At 63.8% G+C, this 16,680-nt stretch carries 17 protein-coding genes and 1 pseudogene; 4 read left to right on the top strand and 14 right to left on the bottom strand.

The features are described from left to right. Nucleotides 1-50: 50 nt before the first annotated feature. A complete protein-coding gene (locus D1012_RS15100; RefSeq protein ID WP_118153917.1) occupies nt 51-725 on the top strand; it encodes a DUF1045 domain-containing protein in 675 nt (224 codons plus the stop codon). On the opposite strand, the gene phnN is transcribed toward D1012_RS15100, so the two are convergent. The 7 genes and pseudogenes from phnN to phnG all read right to left on the bottom strand — a co-directional run bounded on the left by phnN (nt 707) and on the right by phnG (nt 5,922). Beyond that, the gene (phnN, locus tag D1012_RS15105; RefSeq protein ID WP_118153921.1) at nt 707-1,225 is read right to left on the bottom strand and encodes a phosphonate metabolism protein/1,5-bisphosphokinase (PRPP-forming) PhnN; all 519 of its coding nucleotides are present in this window, start codon (nt 1,223-1,225) and stop codon (nt 707-709) included. The genes D1012_RS15100 and phnN overlap by 19 nt on opposite strands. Beyond that, nucleotides 1,225-1,905, bottom strand: coding sequence for a phosphonate C-P lyase system protein PhnL (gene phnL / locus D1012_RS15110; protein ID WP_118153924.1), 681 nt, complete (start codon nt 1,903-1,905; stop codon nt 1,225-1,227). Before phnL ends, phnN begins: the two co-directional genes overlap by 1 nt. 1 nt (nt 1,906) lies before the next feature. Further along, nucleotides 1,907-2,701 (bottom strand): phosphonate C-P lyase system protein PhnK, encoded by a 795-nt coding sequence (phnK, locus tag D1012_RS15115; protein ID WP_118153927.1) that lies wholly within the window; start codon nt 2,699-2,701, stop codon nt 1,907-1,909. Between the two features lie 167 nt (nt 2,702-2,868). Further along, nucleotides 2,869-3,720 (bottom strand): annotated as a pseudogene (locus D1012_RS15120) (alpha-D-ribose 1-methylphosphonate 5-phosphate C-P-lyase PhnJ); the annotation flags it as partial. Continuing rightward, nucleotides 3,717-4,910: a carbon-phosphorus lyase complex subunit gene (locus D1012_RS15125; protein WP_118153934.1), complete on the bottom strand. Its 1,194-nt coding sequence runs from the start codon at nt 4,908-4,910 to the stop codon at nt 3,717-3,719. The gene D1012_RS15125 and the pseudogene D1012_RS15120, both read right to left, overlap by 4 nt. After that, the gene (gene phnH / locus D1012_RS15130; RefSeq protein ID WP_118153937.1) at nt 4,910-5,479 is read right to left on the bottom strand and encodes a phosphonate C-P lyase system protein PhnH; all 570 of its coding nucleotides are present in this window, start codon (nt 5,477-5,479) and stop codon (nt 4,910-4,912) included. The genes D1012_RS15125 and phnH overlap by 1 nt, the downstream gene beginning before the upstream one ends. Further along, nucleotides 5,476-5,922, bottom strand: a complete 447-nt coding sequence (gene phnG, locus D1012_RS15135) for a phosphonate C-P lyase system protein PhnG (protein WP_118153940.1) — start codon at nt 5,920-5,922, stop codon at nt 5,476-5,478. The genes phnH and phnG overlap by 4 nt, the downstream gene beginning before the upstream one ends. Before the next feature lie 99 nt (nt 5,923-6,021). Between phnG and phnF the strand changes: the two genes are divergently transcribed. Genes phnF through D1012_RS23250 form a run of 3 tightly spaced genes read left to right on the top strand, consistent with a single transcriptional unit; the run spans nt 6,022 to nt 7,952 of the window. Beyond that, the gene (phnF, locus tag D1012_RS15140; RefSeq protein ID WP_118153943.1) at nt 6,022-6,735 is read left to right on the top strand and encodes a phosphonate metabolism transcriptional regulator PhnF; all 714 of its coding nucleotides are present in this window, start codon (nt 6,022-6,024) and stop codon (nt 6,733-6,735) included. Between the two features lie 59 nt (nt 6,736-6,794). After that, on the top strand, nt 6,795-7,334 hold the full coding sequence (locus D1012_RS23245) for a hypothetical protein (RefSeq protein WP_354002044.1): 540 nt from the start codon (nt 6,795-6,797) through the stop codon (nt 7,332-7,334). Between the two features lie 30 nt (nt 7,335-7,364). Continuing rightward, nucleotides 7,365-7,952, top strand: a complete 588-nt coding sequence (locus D1012_RS23250; RefSeq protein WP_354002045.1) for an amidohydrolase family protein — start codon at nt 7,365-7,367, stop codon at nt 7,950-7,952. A gap of 97 nt (nt 7,953-8,049) precedes the next feature. Here the strand turns inward: D1012_RS23250 and D1012_RS15150 are convergent, their stop codons facing one another. The 7 genes from D1012_RS15150 to D1012_RS15180 form a co-directional block, all read right to left on the bottom strand. Continuing rightward, nucleotides 8,050-8,667 carry an LbetaH domain-containing protein gene (locus tag D1012_RS15150; protein WP_118153946.1) on the bottom strand — a complete coding sequence of 206 codons (618 nt, stop codon included), beginning with the start codon at nt 8,665-8,667 and terminating at the stop codon, nt 8,050-8,052. A gap of 1 nt (nt 8,668) precedes the next feature. Beyond that, complete coding sequence (gene phnE, locus D1012_RS15155) at nt 8,669-9,988, bottom strand: phosphonate ABC transporter, permease protein PhnE (protein ID WP_118153950.1); 1,320 nt, start codon at nt 9,986-9,988, stop codon at nt 8,669-8,671. A gap of 2 nt (nt 9,989-9,990) precedes the next feature. Next, nucleotides 9,991-10,875, bottom strand: coding sequence for a phosphonate ABC transporter, permease protein PhnE (gene phnE, locus D1012_RS15160; protein WP_118153953.1), 885 nt, complete (start codon nt 10,873-10,875; stop codon nt 9,991-9,993). 62 nt (nt 10,876-10,937) lie between these two features. Next, nucleotides 10,938-11,837, bottom strand: a complete 900-nt coding sequence (phnD, locus tag D1012_RS15165) for a phosphonate ABC transporter substrate-binding protein (protein WP_118154099.1) — start codon at nt 11,835-11,837, stop codon at nt 10,938-10,940. A 53-nt stretch (nt 11,838-11,890) separates the two neighbouring features. After that, nucleotides 11,891-12,709, bottom strand: a complete 819-nt coding sequence (gene phnC / locus D1012_RS15170; RefSeq protein ID WP_118153956.1) for a phosphonate ABC transporter ATP-binding protein — start codon at nt 12,707-12,709, stop codon at nt 11,891-11,893. 248 nt (nt 12,710-12,957) lie between these two features. After that, nucleotides 12,958-14,535 (bottom strand): indolepyruvate oxidoreductase subunit beta family protein, encoded by a 1,578-nt coding sequence (locus tag D1012_RS15175; RefSeq protein WP_233517138.1) that lies wholly within the window; start codon nt 14,533-14,535, stop codon nt 12,958-12,960. Continuing rightward, a complete protein-coding gene (locus tag D1012_RS15180; RefSeq protein WP_118153959.1) occupies nt 14,532-16,679 on the bottom strand; it encodes a thiamine pyrophosphate-dependent enzyme in 2,148 nt (715 codons plus the stop codon). The genes D1012_RS15175 and D1012_RS15180 overlap by 4 nt, the downstream gene beginning before the upstream one ends. Nucleotide 16,680 lies beyond the last annotated feature (1 nt).

Consider the following 16,680-nt stretch of genomic DNA (forward strand, 5'->3'; position numbering starts at 1 on the left):
GCAGGAATGTGTCACAAGGGCGTGACAAAGCACGGTTAGGGACTGCGGGCATGGACCAGATGAAACGCTTTGCGATCTACTACGCGCCTCGTCCGGGGGCTTTTGCCGATGCCGCAGCCCAGTGGCTGGGCTGGGATCTGGCGCGCGGCTGCGCGGTTGTGCAACCCGATGTCGACGGGCTGGCAGAGCTGACCTCTGATCCGCGCAAATACGGCTTCCACGGCACGATCAAGCCGCCGTTCCGGCTGGCCGAAGGCGTGACGGCGACCGAGTTGGCAGACAGCACCAGGCACCTGGCCACCACCCTGTGTCCTGTTCAGATGCCAGCCTTGCAGATCGTCTTGCTGAAGGGGTTCCTGGCCCTTGTTCCCGCCCCGCATCCCGACCTCGTCGGTCTGGCCGCCAAGGTGGTGCAGACGCTTGACCGGTTCCGCGCGCCCCTGACCGATGCCGAAGTCGCCCGCCGCAGACCTGACCGTCTGACTGACCGGCAGCGCGGTTTTCTGGCGGAATACGGCTATCCTTACGTCATGGAAGAGTTTCAGTTCCACCTGACCCTCTCGGGCCGCCTCGAGGGCAAAGACGCCTCGCGCCTGCAAATCGCGGCCGAGGCGCATTTTTCCGGGCTGATCCCGCAACCCTTTATCCTGCAGGATCTGTGCCTTTGTGGCGAAGATCAGGCGGGGCGGTTCCATTTGCTGCACCGCTATGCCCTGAGCGCCTGAAGCAGGCGGGCAACGCCGGCCTCGGGGGTGGTGTCATTGGCAATCTCGATCACCGGAACCGCTGCGTGCAGCGGCTGGTCGGCGCGGATCAGCCGGGCCTCGATCTGGTCGCGGCTTTCACGGCCCCGACCCAAAAGGCGCTCGGCCAGCACTGGGACCGGCGCTGTGATATGGATGATGCGCAGTCCGGGAAAGGCTGCCAACGCCTGAGCAATCGCCGCGCGGGAGCCGTTCAGCAACACATCGCGCCCCAAAGGAAGCTCGGTGTGCGGCACACCATAGCTCAGACCGTGGGCGTCCCAATGCAGCGCAAAATCACCGCGCGCCAGCCGATTGGAAAACTCAGCTTCCGTCACACCTTCAAACGGCTCGCCCCCGGCACTTTCCGGCCGGGTGATGGCACGCCGCGCCCAATGCAGGGCGGGGTCGGCGGCGATGGCACCCGACAACAGCGTATCCTTGCCCACGCCCGAGGGGCCTACAACGAAGAACAGCCGCATCAGGCCGCCCGCGGCATGAAGGTCCGCACATCAACCACGCGGTCGCAGACCCGGTCCCGTGCAGCCTCGTCATGAAAGATGCCCAGAATCGCCGCCCCGCGCGCCTTGGCCTCTTCGATCAGGGTCAGCACCACCTCGCGGTTCACCGCATCAAGGCTGGCGGTGGGTTCATCCAGCAAGAGAGCGGGATAAGGGTGGGCAAAGCCGCGCGCGATGTTGACGCGCTGCTGTTCGCCCCCCGAAAAGGTGGTGGGCGACAGGGTCCACAACCTTTCGGGAATGTTCAGCCGCGCCAGTAACGACGCCGCGCGGTCGCGGGCCTGATCTGCGGGCATGCCGAGGTTCAGGAGGGGTTCGGCCACCACCTCCAGCGTCGGCACGCGCGGCACCACGCGCAGGAACTGGCTGACATAGCCCAAAGTCTCGCGCCGCAACCGAATGATCTGGCGCGGCTGGGCCGTTGCCACATCCAGCGTGCCGACCCGGATGCTGCCCGAGGCGGCCAGATAATTGCCCCAGACCATCCGCATCAGCGTGGATTTGCCTGCGCCCGATGCGCCAATCAGCCCGACGCAGTCGCCGCGCGCGACACTCAGGTTCGCCCCCGCCATCACCGGGATCACCGCAGCACCCTGGTTATGCAGGGTAAAGCTTTTGCACAGGTCTCGAATTTCAATCATTTCACACCTGAAGCACAGAGCTGACAAGAAGCTGGGTATAGGCGTGCTGCGGATCGTCCAGCACCTGATCGGTCAGGCCCTGCTCTACCACATGCCCGCCCTTCATCACCATCAGACGATCGGCCAGCAGACGCACAACTGCCAGATCATGCGTGACGATGATGGCCGAAAGCCCCATTTCACGCACCAATCCGCGCAAAAGATCCAGCAGCCGGGCCTGCACGCTGACATCCAGCCCTCCGGTCGGTTCGTCCATGAACACCAGACGCGGGCCGGTCACCAGATTGCGGGCAATCTGCAGACGTTGCTGCATGCCACCCGAAAAGGCCCGCGGTCGGTCGTCGATGCGGTCAGCGGCAATCTCGACCCTGCCCAGCCAGTCGATGGACTTGTCGCGAATGTCGCCATAGTGCCGCGCGCCAATCGCCATCAGCCGTTCACCGACATTGCCGCCCGCAGAAACCCCCATCCGCAACCCGTCACGCGGGTTCTGATGGACAAAGGCCCAATCCGTGCGCCCCATCCGGCGGCGCTCGGCCTCGCCCATTGTCACAGTATCGCGCGGGCCAAGCGCAGTGTCAAAGATCACCCGGCCGGTATCGGGCGCCATGTGGCCAGCAAGGCAGGACAGCAGCGTCGATTTGCCCGACCCGCTTTCGCCGACAATCCCCAGCACCTCGCCGGGGTAAAGGTCAAAGGATACATCAGCACAACCAATGCGGGCACCGTAGTATTTCGACAGGTTTTGCACCTGAAACAGCGGGCGGTCTGACAGGCTGCGGTCATGCGCGGTCATTCTGCCGTCTCCTTGATGTCGTGACGGTGGCCCCCCACCCCCAACCCCTCCCCACAAGGGGGAGGGGAGGCACCAGGATCCGACAGGTCAGGATCAGCGCCCCCCTCCCCCCTTGTGGGGGAGGGAGGGGGTGGGGGGGCAACGGTCCGGGATGCGGTCACGGGCGCGCCAAGGCGGCCCGTATGCCCTGCCGCGCGGCGGCAGCGGCAAAAATCCGTATCCGAGCAGACAAACATCCGCCCACCCAGATCGTCGGTAATCACCTCATCCAGATAGCTGTCGGCTGCGCCACACAGGTCGCAGTCATGCGCAGCCTTGGAGGCCACAAAAGGGTGGTCGTCGAAATCAAGACTGACGACATGAGTATAAGGCGGCAGCGCATAGATGCGCTGCTCGCGCCCTGCCCCGAACAGCTGGATCGCCGAGCTGTCCGACAGCTTTGGGTTGTCAAACTTGGGGATCGGTGAGGGGTCCATGACATAGCGCCCCTCGACCTTGACCGGATAGGCGTATGAGGTGGCAATCTGGCCGTGCCGCGCGATGTCTTCGTACAGCTTTACATGCATAAGCCCGTATTCTTCCAACTCGTGCATCTTGCGCGTCTCGGTTTCGCGCGGTTCCAGAAAGCGCAGGGGTTCGGGGATCGGCACCTGATACACCAGAATCTGCCCCTCTGTCAGGGCGGTTTCGGGGATGCGGTGGCGGGTCTGGATGATCGTGGCCTCAGCGGTGGCCTCGGTCACCGCGACGCCTGCGGTGCGCTGAAAAAACTTGCGGATCGACACGGCGTTGGTGGTGTCATCAGCACCCTGGTCGATAACCTTCAGCGTGTCATCCGGGGTCAGGCAGGCCGCCGTCACCTGCACCCCGCCGGTGCCCCAGCCGTAAGGCATGGGCATTTCGCGGCTGGCAAAAGGCACCTGATAGCCGGGCACGGCAATGCCCTTCAGAATCGCGCGACGGATCATGCACTTGGTCTGTTCGTCGAGGTAGGCAAAATTATAGTCCCCAGCGGTCATTCTGCGGCCTCCCTTTGGGTGATCGCCTCGGCGCGCAGGCGGCGGATCAGTTCCAGCTCCGATTGGAAATCGACGTAATGCGGCAGTTTGATATGCTCCAGAAACCCGGTTGCCTGCACGTTGTCGGCATGCATCAGCACAAATTCCTCATCCTGCGCGGGTGCGCCGATGAAATCTTCGCCAAGCTCTTTCCAGCGCAGAGCCCGGTCCACCAGACTCATTGATATCGCCTTGCGTTCGGTCTGACCAAAAACCAGCCCGTAGCCTCGGGTAAATTGCGGCGGCTCGGTTCTTGATCCGGTGAACTGGTTCACCGTTTCGCATTCGGTCACCTCAATCTCGCCGATGTCGACTGCAAAGCCCAGTTCGGGAATGTCCATTTCAACGGCGACAGTGCCGATGCGCAATTCGCCGACAAAGGCATGGGTGCGGCCATAGCCGCGCTGGGTGGAATAGGCGAGGGACAGCACAAACCCTTCATCCCCGCGCGTCAGCGCCTGCAGGCGCAGGGGCCGCGAGGCCGGCAGTTCCATCGGCTCACGCGTCAGGTCCGGCGGCGTGGCGTCAGAGGGCACCTCCGACTGGATCAGCCCGTCGCGGTTGAGGAAATCCGTGACATGCGGGACAGGGGCGGGAGTGCCCCCCCCACCCCATCCCTCCCCCACGAGGGGGGAGGGAGGCACCGGGGTGTCCAAATGCGGGAGGGTGGCAGGCAAAGGCGCCTCCCCTCCCCCTCTGTGGGGAGGGGATGGGGGTGGGGGGGCCGCCAGAGGCGCCTCACCTTCGGCCATCAGGGCGAAGTCCAGCAAACGGTGGGTATAGTCAAAGGTCGGCCCAAGGATCTGCCCGCCCGGCAGATCCTTGAAGGTGGCCGAGATGCGGCGGGTCAGCGCCATGTCGCCGGTGTTGATCGGGCGCGATGACCCAAACCGGGGCAGCGTGGTGCGATAGGCGCAGATCAGGAACACCGCTTCAATCAGATCGCCCCGGGCCTGTTTGATCGCAAGCGCCGCCAGATCGGGGTCATACAGCGACCCCTCGGCCATCACCCGATTGACCGCCAGAGCCAGTTGCTCGCGGATTTGTGCCACCGACAGCGCGGCGATCCCAGTATCGCCGCGCCGTTCGGCGGCAAGCCAGGCGTGGGCGGCATCAATGGCCCGCTCGCCCCCTTTGACGGCAACATACATCAGGCAGCCTCAATTCTGGTGGAGCGCGGCAGGCCTGCGACCTGCTGGCCTGCGGTGAAAAAGCAATCAAATCCCAGCGGGAACAGCGCGCTGTTGACCGCGAATTCGGTGATTGCGGGCAGCGAGAGGTGGGCCGCGCGCCGGATCCCCGGCCCTGTCAAGCGCGGACCTTCGGCGGTCAGTTCGGGCATCTCGATGATCAGCGTGGCGCTGCGGTCGGGGTAGTCGGGCTGGCCGATGGCAAAGCGGCTGACGGGTTGCAGCGCACCCCAAGCCCCGATTGCAAAAACCGCCGCTTCGGCTGCCACCAAAGGCGCGCCGGTGTGAAAGGTGATCCAGTCGCGCAAAGGGCCGCAATCATGCCCGCCCGCCAGATGAACTGGCGTCGTGCCATCGCACAGCGTCAGGACCAGCACCCCGGCGGCGACCGACATCGGTGCGGGCGGGATTGCTCCTGTCAAATGCTGCAAGGTTCCGGGGCGGGCCAGAGCCTCTAGGCTGGCACGAAAGGCATGGGCCGATTGCACAGGCGCATCGGCAAACCCGCCAAGAAGGGCTTCGGGGGTCATTGATCCTCTCCCCGGACAAGGGTGAAAAACTCTACTTTGGTGGCAGCCGCCCTGGCAGCGCGGGCACTGCGACGCACGCGTTCTTCGTCTTGCAGCGGGGCCAGCACCTGCGCGGCCAGGGCGGCGGCCTGATCGGTCTGCATCAGCGCATCGACCACGGCGGCGCGGGTGGCATGAGGCTTGTCGCGCCCCTGCACATGGGCGTGGCCAACAGCCCCCGAGATCAGGCGCAGCGCGCAGCGCGTGACCGTCATCTCGCCCAGATTGAACGCAGACCCCGCCCCCCCGGCCCTGCCCTGCACCATCACCGCGCCAATTTCCGGCGGGCGCAGCAACTCATGGGCCGGAAGCTCCGGAAACAACTGGGCCAGCCTTTCAGGCTTGGCGCGGGCCAGCAGGCCCATCCATGTCTTGCGGTCGAATGTGGCGGTATGACTGGTCATCTGAAGTCCCGACAGCTTGCGAAGTTGTCTATCTTACTATACAACTAGACAACATCTAGGCCGATTCCCCAGCTGATGCACGTGAAAGTTCTGTGACGCATGGCCCGTACCCCGCTCTGGCGCAGCATCGCCCACACGCTTGGCGCAGAGATTGCGGCTGGTCTCTATCGCCCCGGTGACAAACTGCCGACCGAGGCCGCCCTTGCCGCGCGCTTTGGCGTCAACCGGCATACGGTGCGGCAGGGGCTTGGCCCGTTGATCGAGGCGGGCACCCTGCATGCCCGGCGCGGCGCGGGGGTGTTTGTGGCGACCTCGCCCACCGATTACGCGCTGGGTCGCCGCGTGCGGTTTCATCAGAACATCCGCGACAGCGGCCGCGCGCCGTCGCGCCGGATCAGCCGGCTGGAAAGCCGCCCCGCCAGCGGGGGCGAGGCGCAGGCGCTGCGGATCGCACCGGGGGATATGGTCCATGTGATCGAGGGCGTGTCGCTGGCCGATGGCCAGCCCTTGGCCGCGTTCCAATCGGTGTTCCCGGCGACGCGCTTTCCAGAGCTTTTGGCGGCAATGGCCGCGCAACATTCGGTCACGGAGGCGTTGGCGGCCTGTGGCCTTGCCGATTACACGAGGGCCGAGACGCGGCTGACCGCCAAGCTGGCCGACCCGGTGCTGGCGCTGGCATTGCAGGTGCAGGAAGGCAGCCCGGTCTTGCGCTCGGTTGCGGTAAACGTCGACGGTGCAGGGGTGCCGGTGGAATATGGCACCACCTGGTTTGCGGGCGACCGGGTGATCTTGACGCTGAATGCCGAGGGCTGATCTGTCACAGGGCTGACACGAAAACCCGATAGCCGGGGGCCTTTCAGATAGGTTCCCTGATGCCCCGCCTGCCTCCCCTTCGCCTGACCCATGCGCAGACCCTGATCGGTGGCGCTCTGGCCGATCACCCTGTGACAATTGCGGATGGCGTGATTGTCGATGGCCCGGCCCCCGAAGTGGACCTGACCGGCTACATCCTGCTTCCCGGCATCATCGACCTGCATGGCGACGGGTTCGAGCGGCATTTGTCGCCGCGCCCTTCGGCCCCGTTCGAGCCGAAAAAAGCGTTGGCCTCGGCTGCGGCAGAGTTGGCGGTGAACGGCGTGACCACTGCATGGTTCGCCCAAAGCTGGAGCTGGGAAGGCGGGTTCCGCTCGGGTCCGGCCTGTGAGGCGTTGCTGGAAGCCCTGCAAGAGGTGCGTGCGCAGGTGCTGGCGGATGTGCGCGTGCAGATCCGGCTGGAGACCCACGTCATCGACCAGCACGCGGCGGTCCGCGCGGCGGTGACGCGCTTTGGCGTGGATTACGTGGTGTTTAACAACCACCTGCCAGAGGCGATGGACATGGCGCGCGACCAGCCGGAGCGTTTCGCTCAATGAGCCGCACAGACCCGTCGCGCGCCCGATGAGATGCTCGCCATTGTCACCGCCGCCGACGCGCAAGGCCCAATGGTGCCGCAAGCCTTGCGCCAGATCGCAGCAGACTTCGCGGCACAGGGCCTTCGGATGGGGTCACATGATGACGACACTGCCGAGACGCGCGCCTTTTATCGCGGGCTGGGCGCGCAGATCTGCGAGTTTCCCACCAGCTTTGACGCTGCCCGTGCGGCCCATGTGGTGAACGAACCGGTGCTGATGGGTGCCCCCAATGTGGTGCGTGGCGGCAGCCAATCCGGCAACATTGCGGCGCAAGATCTGATCGAGGCCGGACTTTGTGATGCTCTGGTGTCGGATTACTATTACCCTGCCCTGCCCCAAGCCGCGTGGGCGCTGGTCGAACGCGGTGTCTTAGGCCTGCCAGAGGCCTGGGCCATGATCTCGATCCATCCGGCACGCATTGCCGGGCTTGCGGACCGCGGGCATCTTGGCATTGGTGCGCGGGCCGATATGGTGGCGGTCAATCCCGAAACACATCGGGTGGAATTGACCCTGTGCCACGGTCGCGTGGCGCATCTGTCCGGGGCGCTGGCGGCAAAGGTCTGGGCACGGCTGACCTGAGACAGCGATCCTCTGACCCTGCAGGGTCTCCGAAGACGTAATCGCGCCTTGAGTCTTGGCATGACGCAAAGCCGGTGGTGCCGGATGACGGTCACAGTCAGGCGTTGTATTTCTCCAGGAACGCCTCTGCCTTCAGGGAACGGAAATCCATCAAGGCCGACCGAAGGGCATGATGGTCCCAGTCCCACCAGGCCAGCGCCAGCAGGCGGTCGATCACGGTTTGCGAAAACCGCGCGCGGATCGGCACGGCGGGGCAGCCCGCCACGATCATGAACGGCGCGACATCTTTGGTCACCACGGCACCGCTGGCAACAATTGCCCCGATGCCCACATGAGTTTCCGGTTTGATGATCGCCCCATGGCCAATCCAGCAATCAGCCCCCAAGGTGGTGCGGCGGGCAGCACGGGCGGCAAAGAACGCCGCGTCATCCTCGACATCATCCCAGTAATACGAGGACCGATACAGGAAGTGGTGCTGCGCCGCATTCTGATAGGGGTGATCGGTCGGGCCAATCCGGGTCATCGCCGCGATGTTGGAAAATGTGCCGACGGTCGTATTGGCAATATCAGCCATGCGGTCGCAATAGGCGTAATCCTGAAAGGCAGAGTTGACCACGATCGACCCCGCCCCCACCTCGCAATAAACGCCAAAGGTGGAGTTGGCGATCTTGGCGCCTTCATGGATCAGGGGTTCGGTTGGCGAGAGCTTCGGCATCTCAGCTGCCCTTGATCAGCTTGCGGCGCAACCAGCCTGACAGGCTGTCCATCAGCATCACCATCAGCACGATCAAGACCATGTAATAGGCGACCTCTTCCCAGTCCTTCTGAGTGATGATCGCTTGGGTCAACAGCAGTCCGATGCCGCCGCCGACAATCGCGCCGATCACGGTGGCGCTTCGGGTATTGGATTCAAGGTAGTAAAGCACCTGGCTGACTAGAACTGGTGTGATCTGCGGAATAACACCGAACCGGGCCTTTTGCAGCGCATTGGCCCCGGTGGACCCGACTCCTTCGACCTGCTTGCTGTCAATGTTTTCCAAAGCTTCAGAGAACATCTTCCCGAATGACCCGGTGTCCGTGATGGCAATCGCAATGGCCCCGGTCATCGGTCCGGGACCAAAGGCGCGGCTCAGAATGATGGTCCAGATCAGCCCGTCCACCCCGCGGATGAAATCGAACAGCCGACGCGCGGCAAAGCGCAAGGGGCCAAGCGGCATGAAGTTGCGGGCCGCAAGGAACCCCAGCGGCAGGGCCACCAGCGCTGCAGCCGTCGTGCCCAGAAAGGCCATCAGGATGGTCTCGAAGATCGCCCAGGCCACATCACCATGCCGCCACATCTTGTTGGTCCAGAATTCGCTGGCCATATAGCCCAGATTCGAGCGATCGGGGTCGATCCGGTCGCCCATGGTGGCAAGGGCAGCCAACTCTCCGACGCTCTTGCCATAGAACGGGCTGTCGAGGGTAAAGAACCACAACTCCCAGCCGGGCTGATACCTGAAGGTTTCCACCTTGGATCGGGTGTAGCTGAAGCGACCAGCAGCGGTGGTGACCGAAACCTTGTTTTCCGCGACAGATATCCAGCCCGGGATCGGCTCTGGCGCGGTCAGCACCGGCTTGCCGCCTTCGGGGCGGATGTCGATTGTGCCATACCCCGGCACGACAAAGCGCGCGCCAGCATCGTCATAGGTCACGACATGGCCGGTCCCAAGGTCGATGGTCGTGACCGCGCCTGCCATTGTCACCCAATCGGGCAGCATGCCGTCGGGATAAGTTCCCTTGCTTTCGCCCTCGATGGCGACGACGACCTTGCCCGAGCGGTTGTCGCGGCTGACATGGGTTTTGTGCGACCAGAAATCCCCCAGAAGGATCGCGGCATTGTCCAGCCGCGCGCGGCCGACAAGCCCGGCCAGGTCAAAGCTGACGGCGGCGTAAAGCAGATAGGCAAGGATCGCCAGCGGAACGCCAATTGCAAAGCGGCGCTTGCGGTCAAAGCCCCGCACCACGGTTTCGGCAAGAGACGGAGACAGTGCGGTCATGGTCACAAGGCGGCTCCCTTCACCAGCTTGTTGCGGTAATGGTCGGAGATGCGGTCGATGACCACGATGGCGAAAAACAGCAAAAGGAAGATCGCGACCACCTGGTCATAGCGGCCCTGTCCCCATTGCATTGCGAGTTTAAGGTCATGGCCGATGCCGCCTTCGCCGACAAAGCCAAGGATCGCAGAGGCACGGACGTTGATCTCGAACCGCAAAAGCGCGTAGCTCAGCCAGTTCGGGGCCACCTGCGGGATCACGCCCAGCCACATGCGCTGCGACCAGTTCGCGCCAACCGAGGCAAGGCCTTCGACGGGTTTCAGATCGGCATTTTCCGCGACTTCGGAGAAAAGCTTGCCCAAAGCGCCGCCGGTATGCAGCGCAATGGCGATGACGGCGGGGACCGGACCGCCGCCGAGGATATAGATCAGCACCAGCGCAATCACGATCTCGGGGATGGCGCGAAGCCCGTCCATCGTGCGACGGAACAGCGGGATCAGGCGTGGCCACCGGGCAAGGCCGCGGGTGGCGAGCAGCGATAGCGACATGGCCGCCAGTGCGCCCAGCAGGGTGGCGACGGCGGCGATGTTCAGCGTCTCGATCAATGCCGGGATGTGTTCGATGAAAATAGCCGGGAGGCTGGCGCGTTTCTCCCATGCTTCGGACAAGACCTCGGAGGGGAAGTCGAAGACCTGGTGCAGACCGTTCCAGAACCCACCGGCGTTGCGGTCATCGGCCAGTATCCAGCCGGAAGACATCAAAGCGATGAAGATAACCAGAAGAATACCGCCATACATCCGCTTGCGGCGGACCATGTCGAGATAGCTGTCCTGAATGTTGGCAGTGTCGGGGCGCTTTCCCCGCTCTGGCCCGAAGGCGATATCAACCATGTCCGGTCCCCAAAAAATTGCCGGGCCACCCATGGGGCAGCCCGGCAGATCGTAATTTTAAATTACATGTTTTCTTGAAGCTTGCGGGCGGCGATGATGCCCAGATAGTCTTCGTGGGTGACCGGAACGAAGTCTTTTGCCTCACCGGCGGCGACGTTATAGGCGCATTCCGGATCGGTTTCCCACATGGTGTCGAGCATGGCGGTCATCTTGGTCTTGACGTCTTGCGGCAGCGACTTGCGCAGGACCATCGGGCCTTCGGGAATCAGTTTCGAGCGCCAGATTTCAACAATGTCGCTCATGTCGACGAAGCCGGAGTCAGCAGATTTGCGGAATGCGCCTGAGGTGAAGCCATCTTCCCATTCGCCCAGACCATCGGCCCATGCCACGGCAGCATCAAAATCGCCATTGGCAACACCAACGATAGACTGCTCATGGCCGCCCGACATTTTGACTTCGGAGAAATAGTTCTCCAGCGGGCCATAGGCTTCCATAAGCTCGGCGCCGGGCACCAGATAGCCCGAGGTGGAGTTCGGATCGGCAAAGGCAAAGGTCTTGCCCTTGGCTTCGTCCATCGAGGTGATGCCCGAGTCGGCGCGAGCGAAACCGATAGCGTAGTAGCCGGTGGTGTCGTCGATGTTCTGCTTGGTCAGGATGACTTCGACAGCTTCGGGGTTGGTCAGGTAGGTCTTGGCATAGGCCGAGGCACCCAGCCATGCGTAATCGAGCGATCCGCCCAGCAGGCCCTGGATCACGCCGTCATAATCGGCGGGGGTGAAGAGCTTGACCGGAACGCCAAGCTCCGCTTCGACTTTGGCGCGGAAGCATTCGGTGTTGGTCATACGGTCCTGGGCGTTTTCGCCGCCGAGGATGCCGATGTTGAAGCCGGTGATGGCGTCCTGCGCCATGGCGGTGCCGGCAAGGGCGGTGGAGGCGATCAGGGAAAGGAGCAGCGGTTTCATCAGGGTTTCCTGTGGTTGATGGCCGGAGGGGCCGTTGGAAATCAAGAGGGGAATCAGGACAGCATCGCGTCGGCGTAGACGCGGTCGGCTGTGGCATCAGCGGGAATCGCGGTGGAGGTCGCGGATTCGTTGAACGAAGCGTCGGCACCGTAGATGTCGCGGGCGACGCCGGTGGACAGCTGGTCGGGCGTGCCATCAAACACGATGCGACCGTCGCGCATACCGATTACCCGGTCGCAATAGCGCCGCGCGGTGTCCAGCGTATGCAGGTTGGCGATGACCATACGGCCATCTTCGACATTGATCTGTTTCAGCGCATCCATGACGATCTGGGCGTTCATCGGATCAAGGCTGGCGATGGGTTCATCGGCCAGAATGATCTTGGGGTCCTGCATCAGCGCCCGCGCAATCGCCACACGCTGCTGCTGGCCACCCGACAGCGCTTCGGCCCGTTTCGGGGCCTGCTCGCTGATGCCAAGGCGGTCAAGAATATCCAGCGCCTTCAGGATATCTGCACGGGGCCACAGGTTGAACATGGTCTGCAGAGTGCTGCGGCGATTCAGGATGCCGTGCAGCACGTTTGAGGCCACATCCATCCGGGGCACCAGGTTGAACTGCTGAAAGATCATCGCACACTGGCCCTGCCACGCGCGCGCCTGCGCCCCCTTGAGGGCCAGCACATTGCGGCCATCCACCCGTATCTCGCCCGAGGTGGCATCGGTCAGCCGGTTCATCATGCGCAGGAATGTCGACTTGCCCGCACCGGACCGGCCAATGATGCCAACAAACTGCGGGCCATCAACTGTAAAGCTGATGCGATCGACAGCAGCCTTGGTGCCGAACATACGCGTTACGGCTTTGACGTCCAGCATCCTTGTCTCTCCCGGCATTTGACTTGATCCGGGGCTTAGTGGCCTGATGTGACGCCTTGCCGTCGATCATGCGAAGGTTTTGTAAACCCTGGCATGTACCCGTACCCAACCCGGCACCAACGCTCCGCGCCACCTTGAGCGCGGGACGCGAAGTGCTGGAACAGCGCCTTCCACGCCGGAAAGCTGAACAGAGAGAGAGCGGCGCAGCGCTCCCCTCTTGCCGCAGTCACATGCGACTGCATTGCCCGTCAGGCAAAGCTGCGGATTGTTGCGATTGCCCCGTCCAGCGCCTTGCCATCCTCGTCCTTCAGGGCGGCTTCTCGCAGGCGGCGGCACCAATCGGCGGCATCGTCGCGCCCGGAGACGGCGGCCGTGGCTTCCAGCACCCGGTCAAACTTGGAAAAGCCGCGCTTGTGGGTATCAGAATAGCCCTTGATCAGGCGGCGGCAGCGGATCACCTCGACGGCCAGATCGTAATTCCCGGCCACATGCGACAGGGCCCGGTCCAGCCAGAGCGCCAGATGCGCCTCTTCCTGCGCGTGGCGCAGGGTGCGCAACCGCCAGCCCCGCAGACCGCCGATCAGATGCAGAGTCAGAAAGGCGCGCAGACTGTCGGTGCGCAGACGGCGGCCCTTGTTGAACCAGCGGTCCAGCCGCGCCATCCATTTCGGGTCAGCCTCCAGCTTTGCCCCCAGCTTCGCGGGGAAAAGACCGACGGTTTCCTCGGCACGGGGATGGAAAAACTCGGTCAGATGCAGAAGGTTCGCGTCTTTCACGCGCATTTCCTTGCGGATGCGGTCAAAACGGCGACCGCGGGTTTTCAGGTCGGCCACCCGGATGATGTCGTCATAGGCCATGGCATTGGCGATGTACTTTGCCGCCTCACGCGACAGCCGCCACCCCAGGGCAGCATCATCGCGCGCCATCACCTTTGCCAGATGGTCCAGATAGGCCGCGCCATAGCGAAGATCCTGAAAATCAACGACCTTGCGCAGGCCAGGAAGGGCAAGCTCTGCCACCGGAACAGGCATCGCAGCCACCCGCGCGACAAGCCTGTCCCAGTCGGCAAGCAACCGGGCCGGACCAAGGACGCGGGGCACTTGCCGGGGCGCAGGCCGGGGTGCGACACCTTGATCGGCCGGATTGGCCGCCACGTCGAAAGCGGCACCAAAAGCACGGAGCGACCCGTCAATCCCCTTGCCACCCGCCCGAATGGCGGCCTCGAACGCCTCACGCGGGAAAGGCAGGGCACCCGAACCAGCCAGCGCCCCGAACAGCGAGGCCGAAATCACCGACCCGTTCGCAATCGCCAGCGCGTCGAAATCCGCCGCGATGAACCGCCGCGCCGCAATGTCGGCCGCCGCCATCACCTCCCCACTGGAGGCAATGCCATCCCCCGGAACCATCTTTTCCGACACAGCCAGCGCCCGATGGGTGGACGCGATCAGCGTGGTCCGGTCCGGCGTGACGAAACCGCGGATGATCGAGCGCCCGGCCTCCATCATCTCGGCGGCAATCATGATGTCCACATCCCCCGGCGCGGGCATCAGCGAAAACACCGGCATCGGGTCGCCCGCATGATGCGGCGCCATCTCGACGTAGTACACCGTGGCGCCCGTCCGCTGCGAGACGCCCGCAACGGACGTGGCCTGCGCTGCGTACCCAGCCGAGCGCGCCACATCCTCGATCCAGGCGGTCAGCACGCCGCCGCCCTGCCCGCCCACCGCAAGGATCGCCAGCTTGATGATCCCCGACAGGCGCGGATCGGCGGCTTTGTCCGGCAAAAGGCCTGCCAGCCTGTCGGGCAACATGTCCGGCAGGGTCATGATGCACCGTCAAAGGTCAACCGGCGCGCGGCGCGGCGGGTTTGCAGCCAGCCGATCACGCGCGCGCGAACGCGGGCAATGCGGGCTTCGAGCGGCGAAGGGTTATGCACCACGTCAGCACGGTAGAACGACGGGCAGAGCACGGCGGCGTCGGCCACCTCGCCGCAGTTGCCACACCCGACACAAGACTGGTCGATGCTGGCGACCGGATCATCGCGCAACGGATCGTCCAGTTTCTTGACCGACAGCGACGGGCATCCTGACAGGCGGATGCAGGCATGATCGCCGGTGCAGACATCTTCATCCACGCCAAAGCGCGGTGCCTCGACCCGTCGGCCCTCCCTGATCGCCTTTTGCGCCAGAGGCTTTTCGCGCCGCTGTTTGTTCAACATGCATTCGGACGAGGCAACGATGACTTTTGGCCCCGGTGCATCGGTTGTCAGTGCCTCTCGCAGCACGTCGCGCATCCGGCCCACGTCATAGGTATTGTCCACCTGACGCACCCAGTCGATCCCGATGCCGCGCAGGGCCTTGGTGATCGGGTGTTTGGTCGCCTTGGTCGGATTGTCGGCACGGCTGGACATGATGTCCTGCCCCCCGGTCGCAGCGGAATAGTAGTTGTCCACGATCACCGCCACGCCGTCAGACTTGTTGAAGGCCATGTTGGTAAAGCTGGACGACAGCCCGTTGTGCCAGAATCCCCCATCGCCGATGATCGACACCGGGCGACGTTCCCCCCCGCCATCAAACGCCGCGTTGGCGGCAGGGCCAAGGCCATAGCCCATGGTCGCCCCGCCAATCTCGAACGGCGGCAGCGCGGCGAACAGGTGACAGCCAATATCGGCGCTGATCTGCAGCTTGCCGGTTTCCTGCTGCACCAGCTTCATCGCGGCAAAGATCGGCCGTTCCGGGCAACCTGTACAAAACCCCGGCGGGCGGATCGGCACGGTCGCGGTCAGATCGGGTATCTGCGGACGGTCCTCGTTTGGTGCGCGCACGATGGCGGGCAACATGCCGGGGGCGGCGTCCTTGAAAAAGGCCGTCAGCCCGTCCAGCATGACCTGTCCAGTATACTCCCCCGCCATCGGCAGGATGCCCTTTCCACGCAATTTGACTGTAGACCCCGAGCGATACAGGAATGTGGTCAGCTGCTGTTCGATGAATTCCGGCTGGCCTTCCTCGATCACAAGAATCTGGTCCTTGCCTGCGCAGAACTCAAGAAACTCATCCGACACCAGCGGATAGGTGACGTTGAGCACATAAAGCGGCACTTCGGTATTGCCGTGCAGATCGGCCAGCCCCAGCCGTTGCAGCGCCCGGATCACGCCGTTGTACATGCCGCCTTGCAGGACAAGGCCAACCGGGGCGGATCTGGGGCCGAACACCTCGTTCAGCCCACGTTCGCGGATGAATGTCTCCGCCGCCGGCCAGCGGTTCCTGATCTTGTCCTGCTCGTGCATGTAGGACATCGGTGGCAGCACGACGCGGGCGAAATCCGACTGCGGGTTCGACAGGGCGTCCTTGACCGAAAGCGTGGGGCGCTGGTTGTCGCGGGTCTGAAACGACCCCGTCACATGGCAGGACCGGATCCGCACCATCAGCATGACGGGCGTGTTCGTAGCCTCGGACAGCTCGAACCCGTCCCTCACCGCCTTGGTGATGCAGGGCAGGTTCGGGCGCGGGTCCAGAAGCCAGAATTGCGATTTCATCGCAAAGGCGTGGCTGCGTTCCTGCATGATGCTGGACCCCTCGCCGTAATCCTCGCCCACGATGACCAGCGCCCCGCCCGTCACGCCCGACGAGGCCAGGTTGGCCAGCGCGTCCGAGGCGACGTTCACCCCGACCGACCCCTTGAAGGTCACCGCCCCCCGGATCGGGTAATGCACGCTTGCCGCCAGCATCGCCGCCGCCGCCGCCTCGTTGGCGTTGGCCTCGAACCGGATGCCAAGTTCGCCCAGCAGTTCCTCGGCATCGGCAAGCACATCCATCAGATGTGAAATCGGCGCGCCCTGATAGCCACCGACATAACCGACTCCGTTTTCCAGCAGCGCCTTGGTGATCGCAAGAATGCCTTCGCCGGTAAAGGTCTGGCCTTCGCCAAGCCGCAGGTGTTCGACTTCCGCCTTGAAGGACCGTTCCGCCATG

This window comes from Pseudotabrizicola alkalilacus (assembly GCF_003443995.1).
In the GTDB taxonomy this organism is placed as follows: Bacteria; Pseudomonadota; Alphaproteobacteria; order Rhodobacterales; family Rhodobacteraceae; genus Pseudotabrizicola; species Pseudotabrizicola alkalilacus.

Bases quoted from the DNA above. Each gene is read 5' to 3' on its own strand.
- D1012_RS15100 (WP_118153917.1), top strand. From the start codon at position 51: ATGGACCAGATGAAACGCTTTGCGATCTACTACGCGCCTCGTCCGGGG.
- phnN (WP_118153921.1), bottom strand. From the start codon at position 1,225: ATGCGGCTGTTCTTCGTTGTAGGCCCCTCGGGCGTGGGCAAGGATACG.
- phnL (WP_118153924.1), bottom strand. From the start codon at position 1,905: ATGATTGAAATTCGAGACCTGTGCAAAAGCTTTACCCTGCATAACCAG.
- phnK (WP_118153927.1), bottom strand. From the start codon at position 2,701: ATGACCGCGCATGACCGCAGCCTGTCAGACCGCCCGCTGTTTCAGGTG.
- D1012_RS15125 (WP_118153934.1), bottom strand. From the start codon at position 4,910: ATGTATGTTGCCGTCAAAGGGGGCGAGCGGGCCATTGATGCCGCCCAC.
- phnH (WP_118153937.1), bottom strand. From the start codon at position 5,479: ATGACCCCCGAAGCCCTTCTTGGCGGGTTTGCCGATGCGCCTGTGCAA.
- phnG (WP_118153940.1), bottom strand. From the start codon at position 5,922: ATGACCAGTCATACCGCCACATTCGACCGCAAGACATGGATGGGCCTG.
- phnF (WP_118153943.1), top strand. From the start codon at position 6,022: ATGGCCCGTACCCCGCTCTGGCGCAGCATCGCCCACACGCTTGGCGCA.
- D1012_RS23245 (WP_354002044.1), top strand. From the start codon at position 6,795: ATGCCCCGCCTGCCTCCCCTTCGCCTGACCCATGCGCAGACCCTGATC.
- D1012_RS23250 (WP_354002045.1), top strand. From the start codon at position 7,365: ATGCTCGCCATTGTCACCGCCGCCGACGCGCAAGGCCCAATGGTGCCG.
- D1012_RS15150 (WP_118153946.1), bottom strand. From the start codon at position 8,667: ATGCCGAAGCTCTCGCCAACCGAACCCCTGATCCATGAAGGCGCCAAG.
- phnE (WP_118153950.1), bottom strand. From the start codon at position 9,988: ATGACCGCACTGTCTCCGTCTCTTGCCGAAACCGTGGTGCGGGGCTTT.
- phnE (WP_118153953.1), bottom strand. From the start codon at position 10,875: ATGGTTGATATCGCCTTCGGGCCAGAGCGGGGAAAGCGCCCCGACACT.
- phnD (WP_118154099.1), bottom strand. From the start codon at position 11,837: ATGAAACCGCTGCTCCTTTCCCTGATCGCCTCCACCGCCCTTGCCGGC.
- phnC (WP_118153956.1), bottom strand. From the start codon at position 12,709: ATGCTGGACGTCAAAGCCGTAACGCGTATGTTCGGCACCAAGGCTGCT.
- D1012_RS15175 (WP_233517138.1), bottom strand. From the start codon at position 14,535: ATGACCCTGCCGGACATGTTGCCCGACAGGCTGGCAGGCCTTTTGCCG.
- D1012_RS15180 (WP_118153959.1), bottom strand. From the start codon at position 16,679: ATGGCGGAACGGTCCTTCAAGGCGGAAGTCGAACACCTGCGGCTTGGC.